Consider the following 24,372-nt stretch of genomic DNA (forward strand, 5'->3'; position numbering starts at 1 on the left):
TTCAACTTCTCTTATTGATGTAGCCGACATGGACTTCCTGCCCCGACGACCCGCAATCCACGGGGAAGCGCCGAGCGGCTGCAGTTGGACAGTGTCGCTGGAGCGGCAAGGCGGACAGCCTCGACGATCTCGCGCGGCGAGACCCTTGGCACGTTCATTCGCCCGCTGCCCGACCAGCACAGCGCGTGCGCGCCGAGCGCAAATATCGGATCATCGCTCACGGATGAGCCAAGGCCATTGGCAGGCGCTGTTCGATCCACGAGACTATCTCTGCAAGGACGATTTCTCTGCCGACATCTGCGAGAAGATCGTGGAACGCGCCGTCGTAGAGGACAAGCCGCTTATCTTTTGATGCTGCGGCGTCATAGAAGCGTTGACTGCCGCTGGGTCGCGTCGCGCGGTCGGCGGTGCCGTGCAGGATGAGAACCGGTGTGGTGAATTGCGGGAATTCGCGTTCGAGCCGCTCCCCCGCCCGGATCAGCGCAGCCACCGTGACGGCGGGCTGGGTCTCCCCGGCGGTCAAGGGGTCGGCGTTCAGGAAATCCACGCGAGCGGGATCGCGCGAGAAATCCTCGTTTTTCAGCCTGAGCACATGGACGCGGGGTGCGACGCGGCCGAACAGCTTCAGGCCGGTCAGCGCAAGGGCGGGCGCGGGCAGGTGGAAGGCGAAGCTTTCGCAAATCAGCCCATGCAAGCCGAACGGGTGCTCGATCGCGTAGACGCACGCCGCGACGCCACCTGCACTGTGCCCCAGCAGGTACAGCGCCAGATCCTGATCGCGTCGCCTGGCCAGCGTCGCCATCGCGGCGATATCCGCGACATGATCGTCGAACCGCTCGACAGTGCAGCGCGGTCCGCTTGATCTGCCGCGCCCGCGAAGGTCCACCGCATAGACGATGAAGCCCGCAGCAACGAGTTGCTCTGCCACCCACTGATACTGGCCGCCATGCGAATTGAACCCGTGGCAAATCGTGACGATCGCGCGGGGAGACGAAGAGGGGCGCCAGCTGCGGACGAAGATCGACGCGTGGTCGACCGCCAGGGTGATCTCTTCCGGAACTACGGGGGAGCCGCTCGCGGTCATGGTCCAACTCTTTCAGGCGCAGGTCGTCACAGGAAGGATGTCCCCTCGGAGGCACGGTGTGAAACGGGATCAGGCACGCCCGCTGCCGGTCGCCTCCCGCGCCGCCTGCTGGGCACGAACATAGCTCTCGATCACCGCGGCATAGTTAGGCGCGGCGAGGCCGTAGAGCTTGGCCAGCTCGGCGGCTTCGGGGCGGGCCCAGGTGCGGTGGAGTTCGGAGAGCAGCGCGTTGGTCGAGGTCGGCTTCACGCCACCCTGGACGAAGCGTGCGAGCGAAATCCGCGAGACCATCTCGCTCGGATCGCCCGACGCATCGAGCACCGCATAGACATCGAACCCCGCCGCGCGCGCATCGAGCGCCGGGAACATCACGCACACGCTGGTCCACACGCCCGCCATCACCAGCGTCTTGCGGCCGGTCTCGCGGACCGTCGCGACGAAATCGTCATTGTCCCATGCATTAACCTCGCCCTTGCGCGGCACATAGACGGCGTGCGGGGCATGAAGGGCGATCTCCGGCATCAGCGGCCCGTTGGAACCGGCCGGTTCGGACGCGGTGGTGATGACCGGGATCTCCAGCAGGGTCGCCAGCCGGGCGATCATCTCGACGTTGCGGCGCAGGTCGGCGACGGGGATGTCCTTCACCGTCTGGAACAGGCCGGACTGATGGTCGAGCAGCAGGATCACCGTATCGGCCGGATCCATCAGCATCGCGCCGCCGCCGCTGGCAAGAACGCTGGATTTGGAGGCAAGCGACGTGGGCATGATCGGGATCCTGTGGGCTTTCGCCGCTGCGCATCGCCAGCGGTCCGGAGAGATGAGGTCGAACTACAGAGGTTGTACGCCACATCGCCGCCGGGCTCGGGTCAGCTGTGGTAAGCTGCGGTTAAGTGCAGGTACCGCCCGGCGCATCTCGGCCGATGGGGCAAGCTCCCCCGTCCGTTCTGGGGAGCCTGATCGCGACGAACCGTGGAAATTTCTCCCAGGATCGGTAGGATGGTCCACTCTGGACATCGGGGACGGGGCGACTTCCGGGGAATGGGAAGGGCGCCGCCAGGGGATTGGGGAAACGTGACGATACGGGTGCTGACGGTCGACGATCATGCAACGGTGCGCGACGGCGTGGCCGCGTTGATCGCGCGGCAGCCGGACATGGAGATTGCGGGCGAGGCAGCGAACGGCACCGAGGGGGTCGCGATGTTCCGCGCGCTCACGCCCGACGTGACGCTGATGGACCTGCAGATGCCCGACATGGACGGCATCGATGCGATCAGCACGATTTTGGCCCTGTACCCCAAGGCCAGGATCCTGGTGCTTACCACCTATTCGGGGGACGCGCAGGCGGTGCGCGCGATCCGCGCCGGTGCGGCCGGCTATCTGCTGAAGAGCTGCCTGCGTACCGAATTGCTGGATGCGATCCGCACCGTCCATGCAGGGCGCCGTGCGATGAGCGCGGAAATCAGCCATGCCGTCGCCGAACATGCGCTCGACGAACCGCTGACCGATCGCGAGATGGCGATCCTGGGGATGGTCGCCGAGGGGCATCCCAACAAGCAGATCGCGCGGAACCTCGACCTCTCGCCCGACACGATCAAGTCGCACCTCAAGAACATCTTCGCGAAGCTGGGCGTAGACGACCGCACCCACGCGGTCACCGTCGCGGTCCGGCGCGGCTTCTTCCACCGCTGAGCCCCCGGCGCGCGGCGCTCAGTCCTGCACGTCGGCGATGAAGCGATAGCCGCGCCCGGTGACCGTAGCGATATAGCTCGGCGCCTCCACCACCTCGCCCAGCACCTTGCGCAGGCTGGCGACATGCACCTTGAGGTTGCCGTCGCCGACAAAGGTGTCGGGCCAGGTGCGGGCGCGAAGCTCGCGCTTGCTGACGACCTCCCCCGGCCGCTCGGCCAGCACGGTGAGGATGTCGAGTGCGCGGGCGCCGATCTTCACCGGCACCCCGTGCTTGAGCAGCAGCTGCCGCCCCGGCTTCAGGACGAACGGCCCGAAGCGGAAGCACCGCTCGATCGCCCGCACCAGGGGTGCCTGATACGCTGGCGACGGCGTGCGTACCGAAAGCGCAGTAGACGGCATGATGACGACCTTCCGGTTGCATCGCTCCGGGTGCTCCCGGCAGCATGTCGCCGGACGTCGGGCCCTGGGTCGGAACGATGATGTTGTGCCGCCAAGACTATGCCGATGGCGCAGTCCCGGCACCCTACCGCCGGGTCGTCCGGCTTCACCCTTTTGGGGGATCGACACGGCCCGGCGCCATCGTGCCTCGTGACACTCGGTTCGCTTTGGACGAGATACGGCGCATGTCGTCCGCGGTGAGATATTGGGTACTGGCCATGCTGGCGGCGCTGTCGGGCGCGGGGGATGTCCTCGCCGCAGGCGCACCGCGCAGCCTGCAGCAACTGCGGCACACCGCCTGGACCGTACGCGAAGGCGCACCGCCGGAAATCTGGGCGCTCGCCCAGTCGCGCGACGGCTATCTGTGGTTGGGCACGGGAAGCGGGCTATATCGCTTCGACGGCGCGCGTTTCGAGAAATTCCGTCCCTTCCAAGGGGAGCATCTCCCCTCGCTCAACGTCAATTCGCTGCTCGCCACCCGCACCGGCGACCTGTGGATCGGCTTCGCGTCCGGTGCCGTGGCAAGGCTCCGCGCCGGGCACCTGACCACGTTCGACCTCGCCATGCCGTCCGTTCCCGTGCTGGCGCTGGCGGAGGATCGCGGCGGGGTGATCTGGGCGGTGCTGGGCGAAGACAGTCGAGGCGGTGTCGCGCGCTTCCGCCTCGGCAGATGGGAGATGCTGGACCGCCGCCACGGGGTGGCCGCAGGCGCTGCGACCAGTGTTGTCGCGGGCGTGGACGGGTCGGTGTGGATCGCCGTGGGCGGCGAGTTGGCGGTGCTGCGCCCGGGTACCGCCCGCTTCACACGCGTTCCGGCCTCCGCCTCGGAACGACCGCAGCTGAAGCAGGCCCCCGACGGTGCGATCTGGCTGAGCACCGGGGTGCGGCCCGGTCTCCAGCGCATCGCCGGATCTGCGGCCGGCGCGCCGCAGACATGGGTACAGCCGCCGAGGACGGCCAACCCTCGCGCCGAGAGCATGTTGTTCGATCGGCGCGGCGGCCTGTGGGGCACCTATGGAAGCGGCGGCGTCTTCCGGCTCGGGCTCGGCTGGGTGGGTGGCGCGCTCCTCCCCAACGGCCTGCGCGAGCGGTTCGGCGTGGAGCGTGGCCTCACGTCCAACCTCGCCAACCCGATCCTGGAAGATCGCGAAGGCAATATCTGGGTGGGGACCAATCTGGGCCTCGACCAGTTCCGCGAGACCAGCGCCGTGGTGGCCACCGGGCTGCCGACCGACTCGCGGAACGGCTTCCGGATCGCGCCGGGCCCGGCGGGTACGATGTATGTGACGACCAACGACGCACTGTTCCAGGCAGCGCCCACCCATCCCGCACGAATGCTGAGCAGGCTGCCGCGACGTCCGCTGGTCCTGCACACGGATGCGCTGGCACGCGTCTGGATCGGTACGGATCGAACCTTGGGCATTTGGTCCGGCGCCGCCATCCGCTACGTGCCCCTGCCCTGGCCGCAACCGACGCCGTTTGCGCTGATCGAGGAAGCACCGGGTCGGGTCTGCATCTCCTCGGCCAAAGGCGCATTCTGCCGAGAGCGCGAGGAATGGGCACCCGAACCGCGGCTCGCAACGACAGGCAATCCGCCGACCCAGATGCTGCGCGATGACGCCGGGCGCATTTGGATCGCCGAAGGCCACCGTATCGAGCTGATCGAGGGACCCAGACGACGCGCGTTCTCCGCGCGCAAGGATCTGGCGCTGGGTACCGTCGTGGTCATCGCGGTTCGGGGACACCATGTCTATGCGGGCGGCGACTTCGGGCTGGCGCGGTTCGACGGCCGGCGCTTCGTCACCCTGCGGTCCGAGGTGCACCCCTTTCTGAGCCGGACGGCCGGAATCGTCGAAACGCGGACTGGAGACCTCTGGCTCAACACCGCCGGCGGGGTAGTCCAGATCGCCCATGCCGCCCTTGAGGATGCGTTCGCGCACCCCGCACGCCCGCTCAAGGCACGCGTGTTCGATCGCGATGACGGCATGCCCGGCGTGGCACAGCAGGACTCCTGGTCGCAGACGGCGATCGAAGCCATGGATGGGCGGCTGTGGTTCCTCACCAGGGTCGGCGTCGCATGGATCGACCTCAAGCAGCTGTTCTTCAATCGGCTGCCCCCGACGGTGATCATCAAGTCGCTGACGTCAGGCGGGCGCAGCTATGCGGGCGAGGCGCCCATCGGGCTGCCCAAGGGCACCTCCAATCTCCAGATCGCCTATACCGCCACGAGCCTGTCGGTCCCCTCGCGCGTGCAGTTCCGCTACCAGCTGGAGGGGATCGACGACGGCTGGGTAGATGCAGGCACGCGCCGCGAGGCGTTCTACACCGGGCTAACGCCGGGCAGCTATCGGTTCCGCCTGATCGCGGCGAACGAGGACAGCGTGTGGAACCGGCAGGGCGCAACCCTGGCATTCGAGATCCCGCCGACCTTCGTCCAGAGCTGGCCCTTCCGCCTGCTCTGCGGCGCGGGCGTGCTGGTGCTGCTCTGGCTGCTGTACAAACTCCGGCTGCGCGCGGTCGCCCACCGCATCCGCGCACGGATGGCCGAGCGGATGGGCGAGCGCGAACGCATCGCCCGCGAACTGCACGACACGCTGCTGCAATCGGTCCAGACGCTCACGCTGTACGTCCAGGTCGCGGTGGAGGACCTGCCGCGGGGGACGCCGGAGCGCGCCAAGCTCGAGAGTGCCCTGATCCGCGCCGATCGGGCGATATCGGAGGGACGCGACCGCGTGCGCGACTTGCGCACCCAGCATGATCCCGAAGGCATCGTCGAGATCCTCGCCGCGATCGTCGCCGAGCAGGGTTTCGATCCTGCGACGAGCGTTCGCATCCAGGCGATCGGGGAATCCCGTCCGCTTGCACCGATCGCACTCGACGAGATCGTCCGCATCGCCGGCGAAGCGATCGCCAATGTGCGGCAGCACGCTATTGCTAAGCAATTGCGCATCGATATCCGCTTTGGCCGCCCTTTCACGATCCGGTTTTCGGACGACGGCGCAGGGATCCCTGCATCGGTCCTAGAGTGCGGACGCAAGACCGGCCATTACGGGCTGCAAGGCATGCGGGAGCGCGCAAGGAAGCTGCGCGGCAGCCTCGCCGCGCGCGTGCCCGCAGGCGGCGGGACGGAGCTGACACTCACGATCCCGGCCCATGTCGTCTATGCCCGTCGCGGCGGATCGCGGTGGTCGACCTGGCGGGACAGGGTGCCGCGGCTGGTCAACGTGCGGCTGTGGCGGCGGCTCGCCGCGTCCCGGCACATCACCATCGACTAGGCCGGCGAGGACTCCACCAGGAGATCCCGGTCCTCGGGATGGCGCTGCAGATAGGCGCTGACGAACGGACACCGCGAGACGATCCGCAGCCCCTGCGCGCGGACGTCTGCCAGCGCACCGGCGATCAGTCGGGTGCCGATCCCCTGCCCTTCGAGTACCTTTGGTACGACCGTATGGGTGAAGATGACGATGCCCTCGTGCCGCTGATACTCCGAGAAGGCGATCCCCTTCTCCGTCGCCAGCTCGTAACGGCTCGCGTCCAGGTTGTTCCGAACCTCGCTGTCACCTTGCATCGTCTCTCCCCTTACCAGTGGATGTGGCACGATTCTCCCTAGCGCAAATGGCGCTGGAGGAAGTCCCGCATAAGATTGGCGATCTCGCCCGCGTGCGTTTCCAGCGCGAAATGGCCTGCGTCGAGCAGGTGCACCTCGGCTTCAGGCAGGTCGTGCCGAAACGCCTCCGCACCGGCCGGCAGGAAGAACGGGTCGTTCGCTCCCCACACCGCCAGCAAGGGCGGCTGCCGGTCCCGCAGATAGGCATGGATGCGCGGGTACAGCGCGACGTTGCGCGCGTAATCGGCGATCAGCTCCAGCTGGATCCGGTCCTGCCCGGGGCGTGCCAGCAGCGCGGCATCGAGCCAATAGCCTTCGGGGGCGACCTGGGTCGGATCCGGCGCGCCGTGCGTATATTGCCAGCGGGTGGTCTCGAGCGTGAGCATGCCGCGCATGGCATCGCGGTTGGCGGGCGAAGGATCCGCCCAATAGGCGCGGGTCGGTGCCCAACCCTCGCTCATTCCCGCTTCATAGGCGTTACCGTTCTGCGACACGATCGCGCGGATCGCGTCCGGGCGCGCAAGGGCGAGGCGGAAACCGACCGGCGCGCCGTAATCGAACAGATACAGTGCGTATTGGGTGAGGCCCAGCGCATCGCAAAAGGCGCCGAGGGTCTCCGCTAGGCGGTCGAAGCTGTACACAAATCCTTCGGGTACGTCGGTGAAGCCGAACCCGGGCAGGTCCGGGGCGATCACATAATACCGATCGGCCAGGCGGGGCATCAACGCGCGGAACTGATGCGACGAGCTCGGAAAACCGTGCAGCAGCAGGATCGCCGGGCGCCCGGAATCGCCTGCCGCTCGGTAGAAGATCGACACCCCCGCCGCGTCTATCCGGTGGACGGACATCTCAAGCTGCTCGGACGGACGCTGCATCGATACCTCATCTCGGAACGGCCGCGGTGACGCCGGGCTCGCTCCCCTCTTTGCCGATCATCGGAACGACGCAAGTAAATGCAGGTATAATCCGGTCTAAGGGCGCATCCTTCGCAGCATTCTGCAGCACCCCATCGTCATCACGCTTCACGGCATTTTACCACAAGCGACACCATCCTGCACCCGACTTGGTTACTTCTTGCGCCAAACGACACGCACTTCCAACCCGCAAGGAGATTCTGCATGAAACGACTTTTGATAAGAGCAGCGCTTGCCGCCGCGACGAATACCGCTTCCCCCGCGGCGTTCGCCTTCCCCGCAGGCGCGCCGCAACCGCCTGCGCCAAGCATCAGCGTGCCCGTGATCCACTATCGCACCGCGACGATCGATGGGGTGAAGGTATTCTACCGCGAGGCCGGCCCCGCTGACGGGCCGGTCGTACTGCTGCTGCACGGCTTTCCCACCTCGTCGCACATGTTCCGGAACCTGATTCCGCTGCTCGCCGACAAATATCGAGTGATCGCGCCGGACTATCCCGGTTACGGCCAGAGCGACGCGCCGGACCATACGAAGTTCGCCTACACCTTCGCCAACCAGGCGGATGTCGTCGACAAGCTCGTCACGCAGATCGGCGCCAAGCGCTACGCCATGTATGTCATGGATTACGGGGCGCCGATCGGCTACCGGCTCGCGCTCAAGCACCCGGAGCGGGTGAGCGGCCTGATCGTCCAGAACGGCAACGCCTATGACGAAGGGCTGCAGTCGCCCTTCTGGGATCCGATCAAGGTCTATTGGCGCGACCGTTCGCAGAAGAACCGCGACGCGCTGAACAACCTGGTCACGCTCGACATCACCAAATTCCAGTATACCGACGGCATGGGCGACGTCGCCCGCATCAGCCCCGACAACTGGGTGCACGATCAGGCGCTTCTCGATCGCCCCGGTAACCGCGACATCCAGCTCGACATGCTCGGCGACTATGGCTCGAACGTGCCGCTCTACCCGCAATTCCAGGAGTTCTTCCGCAACCGCCGGCCACCAACGCTCATCGTCTGGGGCAAGAACGACAAGATCTTCCCCGAGGAAGGGGCGCATCCCTATCTCCGCGATCTGCCCAAGGCCGAGATCCACATCCTCGATTCAGGGCATTTCGCGCTGGAAGACCGCCTCGACGTGATGGGTGCGCTGATCCGGAACTTCCTCGATCGCAATCTCACCAAATAATCGATGTTGCCGTGCCCGCGATACCCGGCGTGTCGCGGGCTCCACATGCCGCTTTCACCAGAAGCGTACCCGCTCGGCGGGCGGGAGGTAGAGCTTGGCCCCTGCCTGCACGCCGAATGCCGCGTACCAGGCGTCGAGGTTGCGGACGACGGCGTTGATCCGGACCTGTACCGGCGCATGGCCATCGATCGCCGCAAGCTGGCGGGCGGCGTCAGGGGCCAGCTTGGAACGCCGCATCTGCGCCAGGCTGAGCAACAGCCGCTGTTCGCCGCTGTAGCGTGCGACCAACGGCGTCAGCCCCGTCCGTTTCTGATATCGCGCATAGGCATCGAGTGCGGCTTGCGCGCCGATCAGGTCGGCGATGTTTTCACCCAGGGTAAGCCGCGGATCGACCTTGAGCCCGGGCAGCGCCTCGAATGCGGCAATCTGCACCGAAAGTGCCGTCGTCCGCGCGGCATAGGCGCGGCGCGCGGTGGCAGTCCACCAGTCGCGTTCGCGGCCTTCGGCGTCGATCCGGCTGCCTTGATCGTCGAAAGCGTGGCCCAGCTCATGGCCGATAAAGGCGCCGATCGCACCATAGTTGACCGCGGGATCGGCCGCGGCATCGAAGAACGGTGGCTGGAGCAGCGCGACGTTGATGATCAGACTGTTGGTCGGCGCGTAGTAATAGCCGTTGAGGATCTGCGGCGACATCGGCCATTCCCGCGCGCCAGCGCGCTCGGGAGCCGCCAGCCGGCGGCGATCGAGCAAGGCGCGGTAGGTCTCGATCCGCTCGACATTGCCGAACAGGTCGCGCCGGTCGAGGCGCAATCTGCTCAGGTCGGGTGGCACCGCGCCCGCTTCTTCGAGGCGCAGGCGGATACTGTCTACCTTGGCGAGCGCGCCGCTGCGCGTGGCATCGTCCATCCAGGCCGCATGCGTAATCCGCTCCCGTAGCCCGGCCCGCACATCCTCGAAGATCGCGTGTACCTGGCGCGCGGACTCCGCCGAAAGGTTGCGGCGGACATAGAGATAGCCGACCGCCTCGCCGAGCAGCTCGTTCGCGATCGCGACTCCCTGCGCGGCACGCGGGGCGGCGGGCCGCAATACGCCCAGCGCGCTGTCGAGCCGGTCCCGCGCGGCGCGGAAGCGACGCGGCAGGTAACGGACATGCCCATCGAGATAGCGCAGCGCCAGATAGGCCCTGGCGACCGGCAACGGCGTCGCGTGCAGCACCCGCCCTAACGCTGCCAGAGATCCATCGCCCTGCACCAGGATCGGTCCATGGCCGGGATATCCGGAAGCACACAGCACGGGCCCCCAAGGCCATCCCGGCACCGTGCGGCGAAGTTTCGCAGGCGACAGACGCAGCATCGGCGCGGTGCGTCGCGCCGCCCCGTCCAGCTGATTCTCGGCGATGCGCGTCTCCAGCGTGAGAATCCTTCGCGCATCCGCGGCGCGACCGCCGGACAATGTGAGCAGTTGCCGAAGATAGGCCAGATAGGCCGCGCGATAGCCGGCATAGACAGGCTCCCGGCGAAGATAGAAATCGCGCGGGAGGCCCAGCGCGCCTTGTTCGATGGACAGCAGCGCACGGGCGGGCTGCGCCGGATCTGGGGCGACCCCGATCGCGATCGGACCGGGGAGTCCCGGCATCACCATCGCCGCTTCGACCCGGTCGATCGACGCGAGGCGTGCGATCCGCCGCAGCACCATGTGTGCGGGCGCGAGGCCACGGGCATCCACCTGCTGCTCGGCAAGCCAGCTGGCATGCAACGCGCCGACGACACCGCCCACCTTCCCCTCGCGTTCGGGGTGCACCGCCAGCGCATCGAGCATCGCGTGAACCTGTGCGTCGACATTGCGGCGTGCGTCGACCGACACGCCAACCGCGTCGCTTCCCGGCGGTACCGGGGTGCGCTGCGCCCAGCCCCCATTGGCGTAGCGCCAGAAATCGTCGCCGGGCGGTGTCGCCAAGTCCAGCGCACTCAGGTCCAGTCCCGCGATCGGCCCGGCCTGTTCGGGCACCCCGGCCGCGACCAGCACCGCCCCCAGTGCCATCACCATACCCGCACCTACAGCCCGCATCCAGTTGCCCCCTATTCCTAGTTGCGCAGCGTTAGGCGAAGTGGTTCCCGCGCGTCTGGTTAAGCCTGGTAAATCGCGGTGTTTTGACCGGCTCGTTCAAGGTGGCGGCCATTGCGATTGTCTTCTTGGCGCAGCGCGTACAGCCAGCTGGAAACGGGGCAGCGCCGCTTGTGGATCACCCGACCTCTTGACGGCCCTTGCCGGCGCCTTGTGAGGCTCGCCGATGTCCGGAACCGACAAAAGACCGCGTTCGGCGCCAATCCCCTGCTTTGGGCGGCTGCCACAAGGCGACGTCGTATCGCCAAGGACCCTGCCCGATGATCGCTTATGCCAGCCACACGCTCCGCGCCAACGGCATCCGTCAGAACTATATCGATGCCGGCGACGGCCCGCCGGTGGTGCTGCTCCACGGGTTCCCCGAGACCAACTTCGCCTGGCGCCACCAGATCCCGGTGCTGGGCGAGCTGTACCGCATCATCGCGCCGGACCTGCGCGGCTATGGCGAGACCGACAAGCCGGCCAGCGGCTATGACAAGCGCACCATGGCGCGCGACCTGGCGGCGCTGCTCGACGCGCTCGGCGTCGGTCGCATCGCGCTGGTCGGTCATGATCGGGGCGCCCGCGTCGCCACTCGCTTCGCCAAGGACTTTCCCGAGCGGGTCGACCGGCTGGTGGTGATGGACAATGTCCCCACCCGCATCGTCGCGCGCGACCTGAATGCGGAGATCGCCAAGGCCTATTGGTTCTTCCTGTTCCACCTCATCCCCGATCTTCCCGAGACGCTGATCGCCGGCAAGGAGGAACAATGGTTGCGCTGGTTCTTCTCCGACTGGGCCTATGATCCGTCGGCGATCAGCGGCGAGGCGTTCGACACCTATGTCCGCGCCTATCGCGCGCCGGGCGCGGTGCGCGGTGCCATGGCCGACTATCGCGCCAATGCCGAGGACGTGGCGCAGGACCTGGTGGATGCCGAGGTGAAGATCGCCTGCCCGACGCTGGCGCTGTGGGGGGCGGATTTCGGGGCGGTCGGCAAGATGTTCGATATGCCCAAGGTCTGGGCGGAAATGGCCGACGATCTGCGCGCCATACCGATCGAGCGCTGCGGCCACCTGCCGCACGAGGAGCGCCCCGAAGCGGTCAATGCGCTGCTCCTCGAGTTCCTGCAGGGCTGGCGCGGCTAGCCATTCGCTCCAGAAGGATCGATCCGCGGCGCCGGGCAGAACCGGAGCACGCTGCCGCCCGCTGGCAAGGCCCTAGGCCCTCAGTCCGCGCGGGGCAGCAGCACCCGGAAGGTAGAGCCCTTCCCCACCACGCTTTCCTTCAGCGCGATCGTTCCGCCGTGCAGGCTCACCAGCTGCCGGACCAGCGCCAGCCCGATGCCGAGCCCGTCCGATTGCTCGCCTCTGCGTTCAACCTGGGCAAACAAGTCGAACACCTGCCCCTGCATCTCCGGCGGAATGCCAAGCCCGGTATCGGCGACCTCGATCGCGACCTGCCCCGCCTCCCGCAGCACGCGCAGATCGATCGCGCCGCCCTCCGCCGTGTATTTGGCCGCGTTGGAAAGCAGGTTGCTTACGACCTGGGCGATGCGCGCCTGATCGGCGTTCAGCCAGACGGGCGCGTCGGGCAGGTCGATCGTCAGGCGATGCCTCCGCGCATCGATCTGCGGGCGGCTGAGCTCCACTGCCAGAGCCACGGCATCGGCAAGGTCGACGCGTTCGATGCGCAGCACGATCTTGCCCTGGTCGATGCGGGCAACGTCGAGCAGGTCCTCGATCAGCCGGGTCATATGACCGACCTGCCGCTCCATCCGTTCGCGCACCTGTTCGCCCGCTTCTTCGCCGGCGCGGCGCTTGAGGAGGTGGAGCCCGGCGCCGAAGGCCATGATCGGGTTGCGCAGCTCATGGCCGACCATGCCGAGGAACGCGTTCTTGCGCCGATCGGCGAGTTGCAGGTCTTGGGTCAGCCGCGCGAGTTCGTCGCGCTGCGCGATGATCTGGCGGCGCTGCTCGTAGAGATCGAAGAAGACGTTGCTCTTCGAGCGCAGGATGCCCGCGTCGATCGGCTTCTGGAGGAAGTCTACCGCCCCCGCCTCATAGCCGCGGAAGCGGCGCTGCGCGTCTGCGCTGCCCGCGGTGAGGAAGATGATCGGCACGTGACGGGTACGCTCGTTGCCGCGCAGGAACTCGGCCAGCTCGAAGCCGTCCATGCCGGGCATCTGCACGTCGAGCAGCGCCAGCGCGACGTCGTGGACCAGCAGCAGTTCCAGCGCCTCGTCGCCCGAACGCGCCTTGAGGCACTCCAGGCCGTCGCGCCGCAGCAGCGCCTCCAGCGCCAGCAGATTCTCGTCGAGATCGTCGACGAGCAGGAACTTCACCGGTTGGGGGGCGGACATATGGCTCAGGCCAATCGCAAGAGGTGGGGCGCGATCGCATCGATCGCGAGACGGGTTGCGCCGGGGTTCGCGGCGAGGCCCGCGGCCGGCATGGTCGGGACGCGCGCGGTGGCCGGATCCTCGACGATCGCGGTGCCGCCGGTGCGGGCGACGGCGCGCAGCCCCTCGGCACCGTCCTGGTTGGCGCCGGTGAGCAGCACGGCGATCAACCGGCGCCGCAGCGCATCGGCGGCGCTTTCCAGCAGCAGATCGATCGAGGGCCGGCTGTGGTTGACCGGATCGTCGGCGGAAAGTGCCATGCTGCCGTCAAGCTCGACGAGCAGATGGTAGTTGGCCGGCGCGAAATAGATGGTGCCTGGCTCGGGCACCTGCTTGTCCTCCGCCTCGCAGACCCGCATCGCGCAGCGCGATTCGAACAGGGCCGCCAGACCGTGATCGTGATCGGGCGGCACATGGACGACGATCAGCACCGGCCGCGGGAAGTCCGCCGGCAGCGCGGGCAGCAGGGTGAGCAGCGCCTGGACGCCCCCCGCCGACGCGCCGATCACGACCATGCCGCTCATCGTTCGCGCCGCTGATAGATCTTCTCCTCGCGGACGAAGTCGGCAAAGCCGGCCGCGCGGTCGGAGAAGCGCAGGCTCTCCTTGCGGCCGAGGCCGAGGAACCCGCGACGGACCAGCGATTCCTCGAACAGCCCGACGGCGCGCTCCTGCAGCGCGCGATCGAAATAGATCAGCACGTTGCGGCACGAGATCAGGTGCATCTCGGCGAACACCGAGTCCGTCGCCAGGCTGTGATCGGAGAAGACGACATTGGCGCGCAGGCTGCTGTCGAAGATCGCGCGATCATAGTCGGCGACGTAATAGTCGGAGAGCGAGGTGCGCGCGCCCGATTTCTGGTGGTTCTCGGTGAACTTGCGGATCTGGTCGAGCGGGTAGACGCCCGCCTCGGCGGCCTTGAGCGCCTTGGGGTTGATGTCGGTGGCGTAGAAGATCGTGCGCTGCTCGAGTCCCTCCTCGCGGAACAGCATGGCGAGCGAATAGACTTCCTCGCCGTTGCTGCACCCCGCAATCCACACCTTGAGCGAGGGATAGGTCCGCAGGTGCGGGATCACCTTCTCACGCAGCGCCCGGAAATAGCTGGGATCGCGGAACATCTCGCTCACCTGGACGGTGAGATAGTTGAGCAGCTTGGCCAGCATGTCCGGATCGTGGAGCAGCCGGTCCTGCAGCGCCGAGAAGCTGGACATGCCCAGCCGCCCGCGCGCCTGGATCAGCCGCCGCTTGATCGAGGCGCGGGCATAGTGCCGGAAGTCGTAATGGTAGCGCCGGTACAGCGCCTCGAGCAGCAGTTCGATCTCGATATCGTCGACATCGGGTTCCGGGGTTTCGTCGTTCATCGCGGCATCCAAACGCGGACGAGCGACAAGAGTTTATCGACGTCGATCGGCTTCGCCATGTAATCGCTGGCGCCCGCCTCGATGCAGCGTTCCTGGTCGTCGGGCATCGCCTTGGCGGTGAGCATGATGATCGGCAGCCTGGCCCAGCGCGAATCCTGGCGGATCGCGCGGGTGGCGGTGAGGCCGTCCATCACCGGCATCATCACGTCCATCAGCGCGAGGTCGACGCCCTTCTCGGGATCGCTCGCCGCCTCGGCCAGCGCGTCGAGCGCCTCCTGGCCGTTGCGGGCGATGCGGACGAGCACGCCGCGCGGCTCGAGGACGCTGGTCAGCGAATAGACGTTGCGGACATCGTCCTCGACGATGAGCACGCGGCGCCCTTCCAGCACCGCGTCGCGGCGGCGGGCGGCCTGGATCATCTCCTGCTGCTCGCTGGGCAGCTCGGACACGACCTGGTGGAGAAACAGCGAGACCTCGTCGAGCAGCCGCTCGGGCGACTTGGCGCCCTTGATGATGATCGAGCTCGAATAACGCCGCAGCTTCTGCTCGTCGTCGGCGCTGAGGTCGTGGCCGGTATAGACGATCACCGGCGGGAAGCTGTGCGATCCGTCTTCCTCGCTCAGCGTCTCGAGCAACGAATAACCCGAGGCGTCGGGCAGCGACAGGTCGAGCACCATGCAGTCGAAGGTCTGGCTGCGCAGCATCTGCAGGCATTCGGCAGCGGTGCGGACGCCGACCGTCTCGACATCGTCCTTCTGCAGCAGCTGGGCCACCGCGTCGCGCTGGACGTCGTCGTCCTCGACGATCAGCACGCGGCGGACGTGGCTGGCGGTGCGCGCCTGCAGGTTCTGCAGCACTTCGGCGAGCAGCTCGCGCTTGATCGGCTTGATATGATAGCCGACCGCGCCCAGCGACAGCGCGGTCTGGCTCTGGTCGGCGGCCGAGATCACGTGGATCGGGATGTGGCGGGTGCTGTCCTCCTGCTTGAGCTGGTCGAGCACGATCAGCCCGGACTGGTCCGGCAGGCCGAGGTCGAGCACCACCGCGCTTGGCCGATAGCTGCGGGCCAGCTGCAGCGCCTCGTCGGCGGTGCTGGCGACAAGGCACTGGAAGCCAAGCTCGCGCGAGAGGTCGCAGACGATCGAGGCGAAGACGGGATCGTCCTCGATCACCAGCAGGTGTCGCCCACCCGGCACCAGCCGGTCGCGGTCATCGTCCAGCACCCAGTCGGCCGCCGCGGCGGCGGCACGGCGCGGCGGCGCGGGCATGGCGGCGGGAGCCGGCGGGGCAACAGGCTTGGCCGGAGCCGCCGGCGCCGCCGGAAGCGCCCGCGGGGCAACCGCCTCGGCATCGTAGCGGAGCGGCAGCGTCAGCGTGAAGGTGCTGCCCTCGCCTGCCCGGCTCTCCAGCGTGATGCCGCCGCCGAGCAGTCGCGCCAGCTCGCGCGAGATCGACAGGCCGAGACCGGTGCCGCCATAGCGGCGGTTGATCGTGCCGTCCGCCTGGTGGAACGCCTCGAAGATCATTCGCTGCTGCTCGGGCGAGATGCCGATGCCGGTGTCGCGCACCGCAAATGTGATCCGGTCGCCGGCAGCGCGGACCTGCAGCTTCACCGAGCCCTTTTCGGTGAACTTGAGCGCGTTCGACAGCAGGTTCTTGAGGATCTGCTCTAGCCGCATCCGATCGGTCTCGATGCCCTTCGGCGCGGTCTCGTCGAGCACGATCTCCAGATCGAGCCCGCGCTGCTCCGCCACCGGCTGGAAGACCTGGCGCAGATCGGTGCCGAGACGCACCAGGCTCACCGGCTCGGGGCGGATATCGACATGGCCCGCCTCGATCTTCGACAGGTCGAGAATGTCGTTGATCAGCGTGAGCAGGTCGTTGCCCGAGGATTCGATCGTGCGGGCGAACTTCACCTGCTCGGCGGTGAGCGTGGCGGGGCCATTGTCGCCGAGCAGCTTGGCGAGGATCAGCAGCGAGTTGAGCGGGGTGCGCAGCTCGTGGCTCATGTTCGCCAGGAAATCGCTCTTGTACTGGCTGGCCTGTTCCAGCTCCTGCGTCTTGACGAGCAGCGCGGCGCTGCCGCGTTCGAGTTCGTCGCGCTGGTGTTCCAGCGCCTGGGCCTGTTCCTCCAGCTGGCTGTTGGTCTGCTCCAGCTCGACCTGCTGCTGCTCCAGCATCGCCTGGGATTCGCGCAGCGCCCGGCCCTGCTCCTCCAGCTCCTCGTTGTTGACCTGCAGTTCCTCGCTCTGGGTCTGCAGCTCGGCGGCCTGGCGCTGGGTTTCCTCCAGCGCGTCCTGCAGCTGGGCCCGGAAGCGCGCCGAGCGAAGCGCGACGCCGATCGCCGGCGACGCGCGCTCCAGCAGCTCCAGCATCATCGGATCGGTGGGGTAGAAAAAGCCCAGCTCCAGCACCGCATTGACCATGTCGTCGGCCTTGGCGGGCACGATCATCAGGTGGCGCGGCTTGTCGCTGCCGAAGGCCGAGCCGATCTCCAGATAATGGTCCGGCACGTCGTCGAGCAGGATCGGCTTGCCCTCCGCGGCGACGCGGCCGAGCAGCCCCTCGCGCAGGCCGAACGCCTCGGGCACATCGGCATCGCCGGGCACGCCCAGCGTGGCGACGCGGCGGAACACCCCGGCCTCGCCCTTGAACAGCGCGCCTGCCTGGAAACCGAGCTTGTCCGCCAGATAGCCGAGCACCGCCTCGGAAATTTCCTCCACCGACCGATCGCCGCGTACCGCCGCCGAAATGCCGAGCAGCCCGTTCTGCAGCCACTCTTCCCGGGCGCGGGCCTGGAGATTGCGGCGGACCAGCACGAAGATCATCAGCGTCAGCGCCGCACCGATCAGGCTGGAGACGAGCCCGCTGGCGATCGCCGCCTGCGACGCGGCTGCCATGTCGTCGAGCCGCTCCTGACGGAGGCGTCCTTCCTCGCGCGCCATCGCCGCCAGCTGGGCGCGGATCGCATCCATGTTGTTCTTGCCGCGATCGGTCTCGACGATGGCGAGTGCCTCCGCGAGACCCTGCTTGCGGCGAACGTCGATCGTCTCGCGCAGTTCGGCGAGCTTGGCGCCGACCTGGCGCCGCAGCTGCACGATGTTGCTCTGCTGCACGTCATTGTCGCTGACCAGGTTCTGGAGATGGTCCAGCCGCCCGTCGAGCGTTTCGGTCGCCTTGGTATAGGGCTCGAGATAGCCTTGGCCGCCGGTCAACAGATAGCCGCGCTGGCCGGTCTCGGCGTCCTGGACCGTCGACAGCAGCTCATCGAGCGCGATCAGCACGGTGTGGCTGTGGCGGATCGCCGCGTCGCTTTCCCCGAGTGCCAGCACGTTGCGATAGGCGAGTGCGCCGCTGATCAGGAAGAAGGCCAGTCCGACGACCAGCCCGACCGAGGTCCAGGCGGAGCGGCCGCCGGAGTCGCGCAACAAATTCCGACGCTTCATGCACTCGATCCCAGAAGAGGCCCCGGGATCCGCATACCGCGCTGCGGGAGGAGAGCAATAGTCCTGACGAACAGGATGGGACAGGCGCGCCGCCTGTCCCACCAAGTGGTTAGAACACGAAGTTCACCGCGAGTGCGTAGGTCCGGCCGAAATAGGCGGTGTAGAGCGGGTCCTGGCGGACCGTATCCACCGTCAGCCGGTTGGTTTCGTTGGTGATGTTCTGCACCTCGGCGATCAGCTTGATATGCTCGCTGAGATTGTACGAGGCCGAGGCATCGACGAAGATCGAGCGGGCATTGGCGGTCGAGTCCGCGTCGACCGATCCGCTCGGCACCGCGGTGAGGAACGACGAACGATAGTTGACCGTCGAGCGGATGCTGAACTTGCTGTCCTCATAGTAGAGCGTGCCGCTCGCCGTCTCGGGCGACAGGCCGACCAGCGGCGCGGTGCGCGAGAGTGTGGGCGAGATGATGTAGTTGATGTTCGAGCGCACCCGGGTGAAATTGCCCAGCGCACCGAAATTCTTGAGCACGCCCGGCAGGAAGGTGAAGGGCAGCTGCACATTCACTTCGAAGCCCCGCAGCGGGCCGCCGGGCGTATTGTTGCTGCGCTGGACGGTGAACTGATCGGTCGGGCGCAGCTGGGTGCCGTTGAGCAGCGACAGCGGCAGGCCGATATCCTGGAAGGCCAGGCTCTGGCTGGTTGTCTGGATATAGGTCTCGATGTCCTTGTAGAAATAGGCGACCGACAGCAGCGAACCGGGGCGGAAATACCATTCGAGCGCGGCGTCGAAGGTATTGGCGCGGATCGGATCGAGGAACGGGTTGCTGAACGATGCGGTCTGGATCACCAGATTCGCCGAACCCGCCGGGATGAGCTGGCCATAGGCGGGCCGCGACATCACCCGCGCCGCCGAAGCGCGCGCGATCAGGCTTGGCGTGATGTCGAGCGCGAGGTTCATCGACGGCAGCCAGTCCTCATAGGAGCGACTGACATTGGAGATGACGAAGCGCGACGGGTAGAGCGATCCCGCCGGCGACGCGGTGGTGATCGGGCCGTAGGTGTCCAGGCTGGTGCGGACATAGCGCACGCCGGCATCGCCGCGCAGCGCGAAGGGCAGCACGTTCGACGTGTCGAACTTGGCCATCAGATAGCCCGAGGCGTATTTCTCGTCGACGCCGCCATAGGTGCCCTTGGCGCATTCGACGCTGCAATAGACATAATCGTTGAGCCCGACGACCTGGCGGAACTTGTCCGGATCGATCGAGACGAAGTCCTGAAGGTCGCCGCCGAGATTCTTGCCGATGCCGGTGGTGACGAAGCTGAAATTGGCGATCGAGGCACCGGCCGGCAGCGCCAGCGGGGTGTTGGTGGCGAGCTGGCGCTCGCGCGCGGTGTATTTGTTGGTGCGATACTGGCCGCCCACCTGGATCGAGAAGCCCGGTGTCACCTTCCAGTCGGCGTTGAGCTCGAAGGTCTTGCTGGTGATCGTGTTGCGGCGGATGAAGTTGGAAAGCTGACCACGCTGGTCGCCATTGGCGAGCGGCGGGCCGTACTGGAACAGCGCAGGGTTCGTGGTGTCGATCCCGTAGCCGATCTTCGGGATGTTCGGGTCGTCGCGGAAGTCGATCGACCAGTTGCGCGTGTCGTTGGAGTCGATCGCTACCTGCAGGCGGTTCACGTCGAGCTGCGACTGGTTGATGCCCGCCAGGCCGAACAGCCGGAAAGCGTCCGAGAAGCGATGGTCGAAGTTGAGGTTCGCCTGCTTGTATTCGGAGGTGAAGCGCTCGTCCTGCATTTCCGAGCGCAGGTCGACGCCGTCGAACAGGCCGTGGATCAGCGAGCCGTTGCTGTCGACCTCGATTTCCCGCACCGAGGTGAGTGGCTGGCCGTTGTTCGAAATTGCGCGGCCGAACGAACGGGCGTCGAACATCGTGTCGAGCCGCTTGACCTTGAAGCGCGAATACAGGCCGTCGAGCGAGATGTCGGTATTGTCGTTCGGCTTCCACTGCAGTGTCAGCGAGCCGGCGATACGTTCCTGATTCTGGCTGCCCTTCACCGGGCGCGGCAGGCGCGGCAGGTAGACGCCGCCGCCGGGCTTTCCGTTCACGCCCGTCCGGCTCATGATATAGTCATAGGCGGCCTGGTTGCCGGTACGCGGATTGTTGGTGCTGCAGTTGTTCGCATCCGCACCGATCGAGGCGCCGCTCGGCTGGGTATAGCCGGCCACCGGGCTGTTCACCGGCGCGCCCTTGTAGATATAGCCAACGGGCGTGCAGAACGGGAAGATCACGCCCGCATTGGCACTGCCGGCAGGCTGCGCCAGGCCGTAGACGGTGGTCGGCACGACATCGGCGGCCGAATAGGCATATTCGTCGATATGGCGCTTCGAATAGGCGATGCTGCCGAGGATGCCGAAGCTGTCGCCGAACTTCTTGGAGACAAGCGCGGAGAGGCGCGGATCGACGTCCTTGCGGATGTCATTGTAGATGCCGCGCGCGGTGGCGGAGAAGACGAAGTCCTTCTTCTGGTCGAACGGCTTGGGCGCGCGGAGGTCGACCGTTGCGCCCAGCGAGCCTTCCTCGACATCGGCCGAGGTGGTCTTGCGCACGGTGAGCGCCGAGAAGATCTCTGTGGGGAAGGTCACGAAGTCGAACGAACGGCCGGTCGCCACGCCGCCGCGAATGTCGCTGCCGCTGACCTGCGACACGCCTTCCATGCCGTTGATCCGCACGCGGGTGAATTGCGAGCCAAGGCCGCGGACCGAGATGTTGCGGCCCTCGCCGCCGTCGCCGCGGGAGAGTGCCACGCCGGGGATGCGCTGCATCGACTCGGCGAGGTTCGAATCCGGGAATTTGCCGATATCCTCGGCGACGATGCTGTCGACCGCGGCGGTTTCGGAACGCTTCAGGTTGAGCGCGCTATTGAGCGAGGCGCGGAAGCCGGTGACGACGATCTCGTTATTCTGTGCATCGTCGGCCTGCACCGGCGCTGGCTGGTCCTGCGCGGTCTGTGCGGCGGCGGACGTTGCGATCAGCGCGGCGAGTGCGCTGCACGACGCGAACAAGGCGCGTTTGTGGCCACGAACAGTGTCCATATCCCCTCTCCCATTTCGCGCGCACCGTTGATTAAGCTTTGTGGTGCGCGGGTGGCGTCGCCCCCATCTTCGGGTGTACGACCTGCAACAATGCGTAACAGGAGAGATTGGGTCTGGCAACTGTGCCAGACCAATTTCCCAGATAGCGTTGTCAGACCGTCTTCGTGCCAGACAAGGCACTTGCAAGTGGCCCGACCACGTTTTACGCCTGACCCATCAAGAGCTTTTCGCCGCAAGCCTTTGGGAAGCGGACGAGGCCACTTCATGGATGAGGGGAGAGACTGTGGTTCGCACACTCGCACTATTGGCCTTTGCCGCCCTGCCGGCAAGCACGCTCCCCCTCGCCGCGGCCCCGCCCGCCGGCACCACCCCCGCCGCCGCCCCGTGGCGCGACCTCATGCCCAGGGCGGACCTTTCCGGCTGGCACCGCACCGGCGGCAACGCGACCTACGAAGTGGTGGGCGACGAGCTGATCGGTCGCGCAGTGATCGGCAAGGGCAATAGCTGGCTCGTCTCGGACCAGCTCTATGGCGACTTCATCGTCGAATTCGACGCCAAGACCGATCCGTCGCTCAATTCGGGGATGATGATCCGCGGCCAGAGCCGGCCCGATTATCGGAACGGCGTGGTGTTCGGCTACCAGGCGGAGATCGACCCCTCGCCGCGCGCCTGGAGCGCCGGCATCTATGACGAGCAGCGCCGCCAATGGCTGTTCACGCTCGGCCGCAACGAGGCCGCACGCAAGGCGTTCAAGCCCGGCGACTGGAACCACTACCGCGTCGAGGCGATCGGCAACCGCATCCGCACCTTCCTCAACGGCGTGCCCGCGGCGGACATCGTCGACGATACCGATGCGCGCGGCTTCCTCGCCTTCCAGGTCCATGCCCTGCCCGACTCGATCGCGGCCAAGGGCCCCGAGGTGCGCTTCAAGGGCCTGCGCATCCTCACCGACTCCCCTGCCCGCTACGCCCTGCCCGAAACCAAGGTGGAGCAGCAGGGCTGGCAGTCCAACCAACTGACCGCCGCCGAGCGCCGCGCCGGCTGGACCTTGCTGTGGGACGGCCGCACCTCGAAAGGCTGGCGCTCGGCCAAGGGCGGCGGCTTCCCGGCCAAGGGCTGGAGCATCGCCGACGGCATCCTGACGGTCGAGAAGAATGGCGGCGGCGGCGACATCGCCACGGCGGCGACCTATCGCAACTTCGAACTGTCGGTCGATTTCCGGCTGAGCGAGGGCGCCAATAGCGGCATCAAATATCTGCTGCCGCCGCTGCAGAATGGCGGCGTCTCCAATGTCGGCTTCGAATATCAGCTGCTCGACGATCTGCGCCATCCCGACGCCAAGATGGGCCGCGACGGCAACCGCACGCTGGCTTCGCTCTACGACCTGATCCCGGCGCGCAACCTTTCCGACCCGTCGAGCCCCGGCAAGCGCGGCAACCCGCCGGGCGAATGGAACCGCGCGACCATCCTGGTGCGCGGCAACCATGTCGAGCATTGGCTCAACGGCTTCAAGGTCGTCGAGTACGAGCGCGGCTCGGATGCGCTCAAGGCGACCATCGCCGAGAGCAAGTTCGCTAAGATCGCCGGCTTCGGCACCAGCGCCCAGGGCGCGATCCTGCTGCAGGATCATGGCGACCGCGTCGACTTCCGCTCGATCAAGCTGCGCCGCTTCTGAAGAATACTCGCTCTATCGTTGAAATCACGACTATAAAGAACCGAGGGGAAGCACTGCCATGTTCGACCGTCGAACGATGATGAAGGGCGCCGCCGCTACCGGCGCACTGGCGATCAGCGCCAGCAGCTATGCGCGCATCTTGGGGGCGAACGATCGCATCCGCGTCGGCATCGTCGGCGTCAACGGCCGCGGCCAGGCACATATGAGCGCCTTCGCCAAGCAGCCCAACGTCCAGGTCACGCATTTCGCCGATGTCGACTCGGCCGTGCTCGCCAAGCGCGCCGGCGAGTTCGCCAAGCGCCACGGCAACACGGTCGAGACCACCGGCGACTATCGCAAGCTGCTCGACACCAAGGCCGTGGACGTGATCACCGTCGCCACGCCCGACCATTGGCACGCCAAGGTCGCGATCGACGCGATGAATGCCGGCCGCAACGTCTATATCGAAAAGCCGATCGGCATTGCCCCGGCAGAAGGCGAAGCGCTGATCGCCGCGCAGAAGCGCACCGGCCGCGTGCTCCAAGTCGGCAACCAGCAGCGCTCGGCGGTGGAGACCCGCCAGCTGCTCGACCTGATCCGCGCCGGCGAACTGGGCGACGTCTACGAGGCGCAAACCTGGTACGCCAACAACCGCAAGTCGATCGGCAAGGGCCAGATCGTGCCGCCGCCCGCCAATCTCGACTGGAATATGTGGCAGGGGCCGCGCCCGCGCGGGCCGTACCGCTCGAACCTCGTCCACTATAACTGGCACTGGTTCTGGCAATACGGCACCGGCGAGATCTGCAACAACGCGATGCACGAGCTCGACGTCGCCCGCTGGCTGATGGGCGTCACCTATCCCAGCACTGTCACCGCCCGCGGCGCCCGGCGCTTCTACCAGGGCGACGATTGGGAGATGTACGATTCGCTCGCGCTGAACCTCGGCTTCGACGGCGGGCGCTCGATCCGCTGGGACGGCGAGAGCTGCAACGGCATGCTCCGCTACGGCCGCGGCCGCGGCACGCTGGTGCTCGGCACCAAGGGCTCGGCGGTGGTCGATCGCAACGGCTTCGAGCTGTACGACCTCGCCGGCAAGCGGATCCGCGAAGTGAAGGCGCCGGCGGAATCGGAGACGACCGGCACCGTCGGCGAAGGCGCACTGGACGTCTACCACGCCGCCAACTTCCTCGGCGTGGTCCGCGGCACCGAGGCGGCGCTGCACTCGCCGATCCAGGAGGGGCATATCAGCACCACGCTCTGCCATCTCGGCAACATGGCCTATCGTACTGGCGGCGCGATCACCGTCGATCCCGCGACCGGCAAGCCGAAAGAGGCCGCCGCGCGCAAGCTCTGGTCGGTCGACTATGAGCCCGGCTGGGAGGTGCGCGGCTGAGATG

17 protein-coding genes are annotated in these 24,372 nt (G+C 66.8%); 6 read left to right on the forward strand and 11 right to left on the reverse strand.

Annotated elements, in window-relative coordinates:
* Positions 1 to 217: 217 nt before the first annotated feature.
* Both BM009_RS09085 and BM009_RS09090 read right to left on the reverse strand, forming a co-directional pair.
* Positions 218 to 1,084, reverse strand: coding sequence for an alpha/beta hydrolase (locus BM009_RS09085; RefSeq protein ID WP_093295535.1), 867 nt, complete (start codon positions 1,082 to 1,084; stop codon positions 218 to 220).
* A 69-nt stretch (positions 1,085 to 1,153) separates the two neighbouring features.
* Entirely contained in the window at positions 1,154 to 1,849 is a 696-nt protein-coding gene (locus BM009_RS09090) for an isochorismatase family protein (RefSeq protein WP_093295536.1), read from the reverse strand.
* A gap of 306 nt (positions 1,850 to 2,155) precedes the next feature.
* Here BM009_RS09090 and BM009_RS09095 point away from each other — a divergent pair, with 306 nt between their 5' ends.
* Positions 2,156 to 2,773 (forward strand): response regulator, encoded by a 618-nt coding sequence (locus tag BM009_RS09095; RefSeq protein WP_254772209.1) that lies wholly within the window; start codon positions 2,156 to 2,158, stop codon positions 2,771 to 2,773.
* Positions 2,774 to 2,791: 18 nt separating this feature from the next.
* Here the strand turns inward: BM009_RS09095 and BM009_RS09100 are convergent, their stop codons facing one another.
* Positions 2,792 to 3,172: a winged helix-turn-helix domain-containing protein gene (locus BM009_RS09100; RefSeq protein WP_093295540.1), complete on the reverse strand. Its 381-nt coding sequence runs from the start codon at positions 3,170 to 3,172 to the stop codon at positions 2,792 to 2,794.
* A gap of 224 nt (positions 3,173 to 3,396) precedes the next feature.
* On the opposite strand from BM009_RS09100, the gene BM009_RS09105 reads away from it, so the two are divergent.
* The gene (locus BM009_RS09105; RefSeq protein WP_175487956.1) at positions 3,397 to 6,486 is read left to right on the forward strand and encodes a sensor histidine kinase; all 3,090 of its coding nucleotides are present in this window, start codon (positions 3,397 to 3,399) and stop codon (positions 6,484 to 6,486) included.
* Here the strand turns inward: BM009_RS09105 and BM009_RS09110 are convergent.
* Positions 6,483 to 6,779 carry a GNAT family N-acetyltransferase gene (locus tag BM009_RS09110; protein ID WP_093295542.1) on the reverse strand — a complete coding sequence of 99 codons (297 nt, stop codon included), beginning with the start codon at positions 6,777 to 6,779 and terminating at the stop codon, positions 6,483 to 6,485. The two genes, BM009_RS09105 and BM009_RS09110, sit on opposite strands and share 4 nt — an antisense overlap.
* A gap of 38 nt (positions 6,780 to 6,817) precedes the next feature.
* Entirely contained in the window at positions 6,818 to 7,693 is an 876-nt protein-coding gene (locus tag BM009_RS09115) for an alpha/beta fold hydrolase (RefSeq protein WP_175487957.1), read from the reverse strand.
* A 243-nt stretch (positions 7,694 to 7,936) separates the two neighbouring features.
* Here BM009_RS09115 and BM009_RS09120 point away from each other — a divergent pair, with 243 nt between their 5' ends.
* Entirely contained in the window at positions 7,937 to 8,917 is a 981-nt protein-coding gene (locus BM009_RS09120; protein WP_093295543.1) for an alpha/beta fold hydrolase, read from the forward strand.
* A 54-nt stretch (positions 8,918 to 8,971) separates the two neighbouring features.
* Here the strand turns inward: BM009_RS09120 and BM009_RS09125 are convergent, their stop codons facing one another.
* Complete coding sequence (locus tag BM009_RS09125; RefSeq protein ID WP_093295545.1) at positions 8,972 to 10,984, reverse strand: M13-type metalloendopeptidase; 2,013 nt, start codon at positions 10,982 to 10,984, stop codon at positions 8,972 to 8,974.
* Between the two features lie 317 nt (positions 10,985 to 11,301).
* Between BM009_RS09125 and BM009_RS09130 the strand changes: the two genes are divergently transcribed.
* On the forward strand, positions 11,302 to 12,165 hold the full coding sequence (locus BM009_RS09130; protein WP_093295546.1) for an alpha/beta fold hydrolase: 864 nt from the start codon (positions 11,302 to 11,304) through the stop codon (positions 12,163 to 12,165).
* A gap of 80 nt (positions 12,166 to 12,245) precedes the next feature.
* Here the strand turns inward: BM009_RS09130 and BM009_RS09135 are convergent, their stop codons facing one another.
* The 5 genes from BM009_RS09135 to BM009_RS09155 form a co-directional block, all read right to left on the reverse strand.
* The gene (locus tag BM009_RS09135) at positions 12,246 to 13,379 is read right to left on the reverse strand and encodes a hybrid sensor histidine kinase/response regulator (RefSeq protein WP_093295548.1); all 1,134 of its coding nucleotides are present in this window, start codon (positions 13,377 to 13,379) and stop codon (positions 12,246 to 12,248) included.
* Between the two features lie 5 nt (positions 13,380 to 13,384).
* On the reverse strand, positions 13,385 to 13,942 hold the full coding sequence (locus BM009_RS09140; RefSeq protein ID WP_093295549.1) for a chemotaxis protein CheB: 558 nt from the start codon (positions 13,940 to 13,942) through the stop codon (positions 13,385 to 13,387).
* Positions 13,939 to 14,778: a CheR family methyltransferase gene (locus tag BM009_RS09145; protein WP_093295858.1), complete on the reverse strand. Its 840-nt coding sequence runs from the start codon at positions 14,776 to 14,778 to the stop codon at positions 13,939 to 13,941. The genes BM009_RS09140 and BM009_RS09145 overlap by 4 nt, the downstream gene beginning before the upstream one ends.
* Entirely contained in the window at positions 14,775 to 18,224 is a 3,450-nt protein-coding gene (locus tag BM009_RS09150) for a response regulator (RefSeq protein ID WP_093295551.1), read from the reverse strand. The genes BM009_RS09145 and BM009_RS09150 overlap by 4 nt, the downstream gene beginning before the upstream one ends.
* 109 nt (positions 18,225 to 18,333) lie before the next feature.
* Positions 18,334 to 21,321 (reverse strand): TonB-dependent receptor, encoded by a 2,988-nt coding sequence (locus BM009_RS09155; protein WP_093295552.1) that lies wholly within the window; start codon positions 21,319 to 21,321, stop codon positions 18,334 to 18,336.
* A gap of 283 nt (positions 21,322 to 21,604) precedes the next feature.
* Between BM009_RS09155 and BM009_RS09160 the strand changes: the two genes are divergently transcribed.
* Both BM009_RS09160 and BM009_RS09165 read left to right on the forward strand, forming a co-directional pair.
* Positions 21,605 to 22,996, forward strand: coding sequence for a 3-keto-disaccharide hydrolase (locus BM009_RS09160; RefSeq protein ID WP_254772210.1), 1,392 nt, complete (start codon positions 21,605 to 21,607; stop codon positions 22,994 to 22,996).
* A gap of 58 nt (positions 22,997 to 23,054) precedes the next feature.
* A complete protein-coding gene (locus tag BM009_RS09165) occupies positions 23,055 to 24,368 on the forward strand; it encodes a Gfo/Idh/MocA family protein (RefSeq protein ID WP_093295554.1) in 1,314 nt (437 codons plus the stop codon).
* Positions 24,369 to 24,372: the final 4 nt, after the last annotated feature.

Source organism: Sphingomonas sp. NFR04 (assembly GCF_900114095.1).
Lineage (GTDB): Bacteria > Pseudomonadota > Alphaproteobacteria > Sphingomonadales > Sphingomonadaceae > Sphingomonas.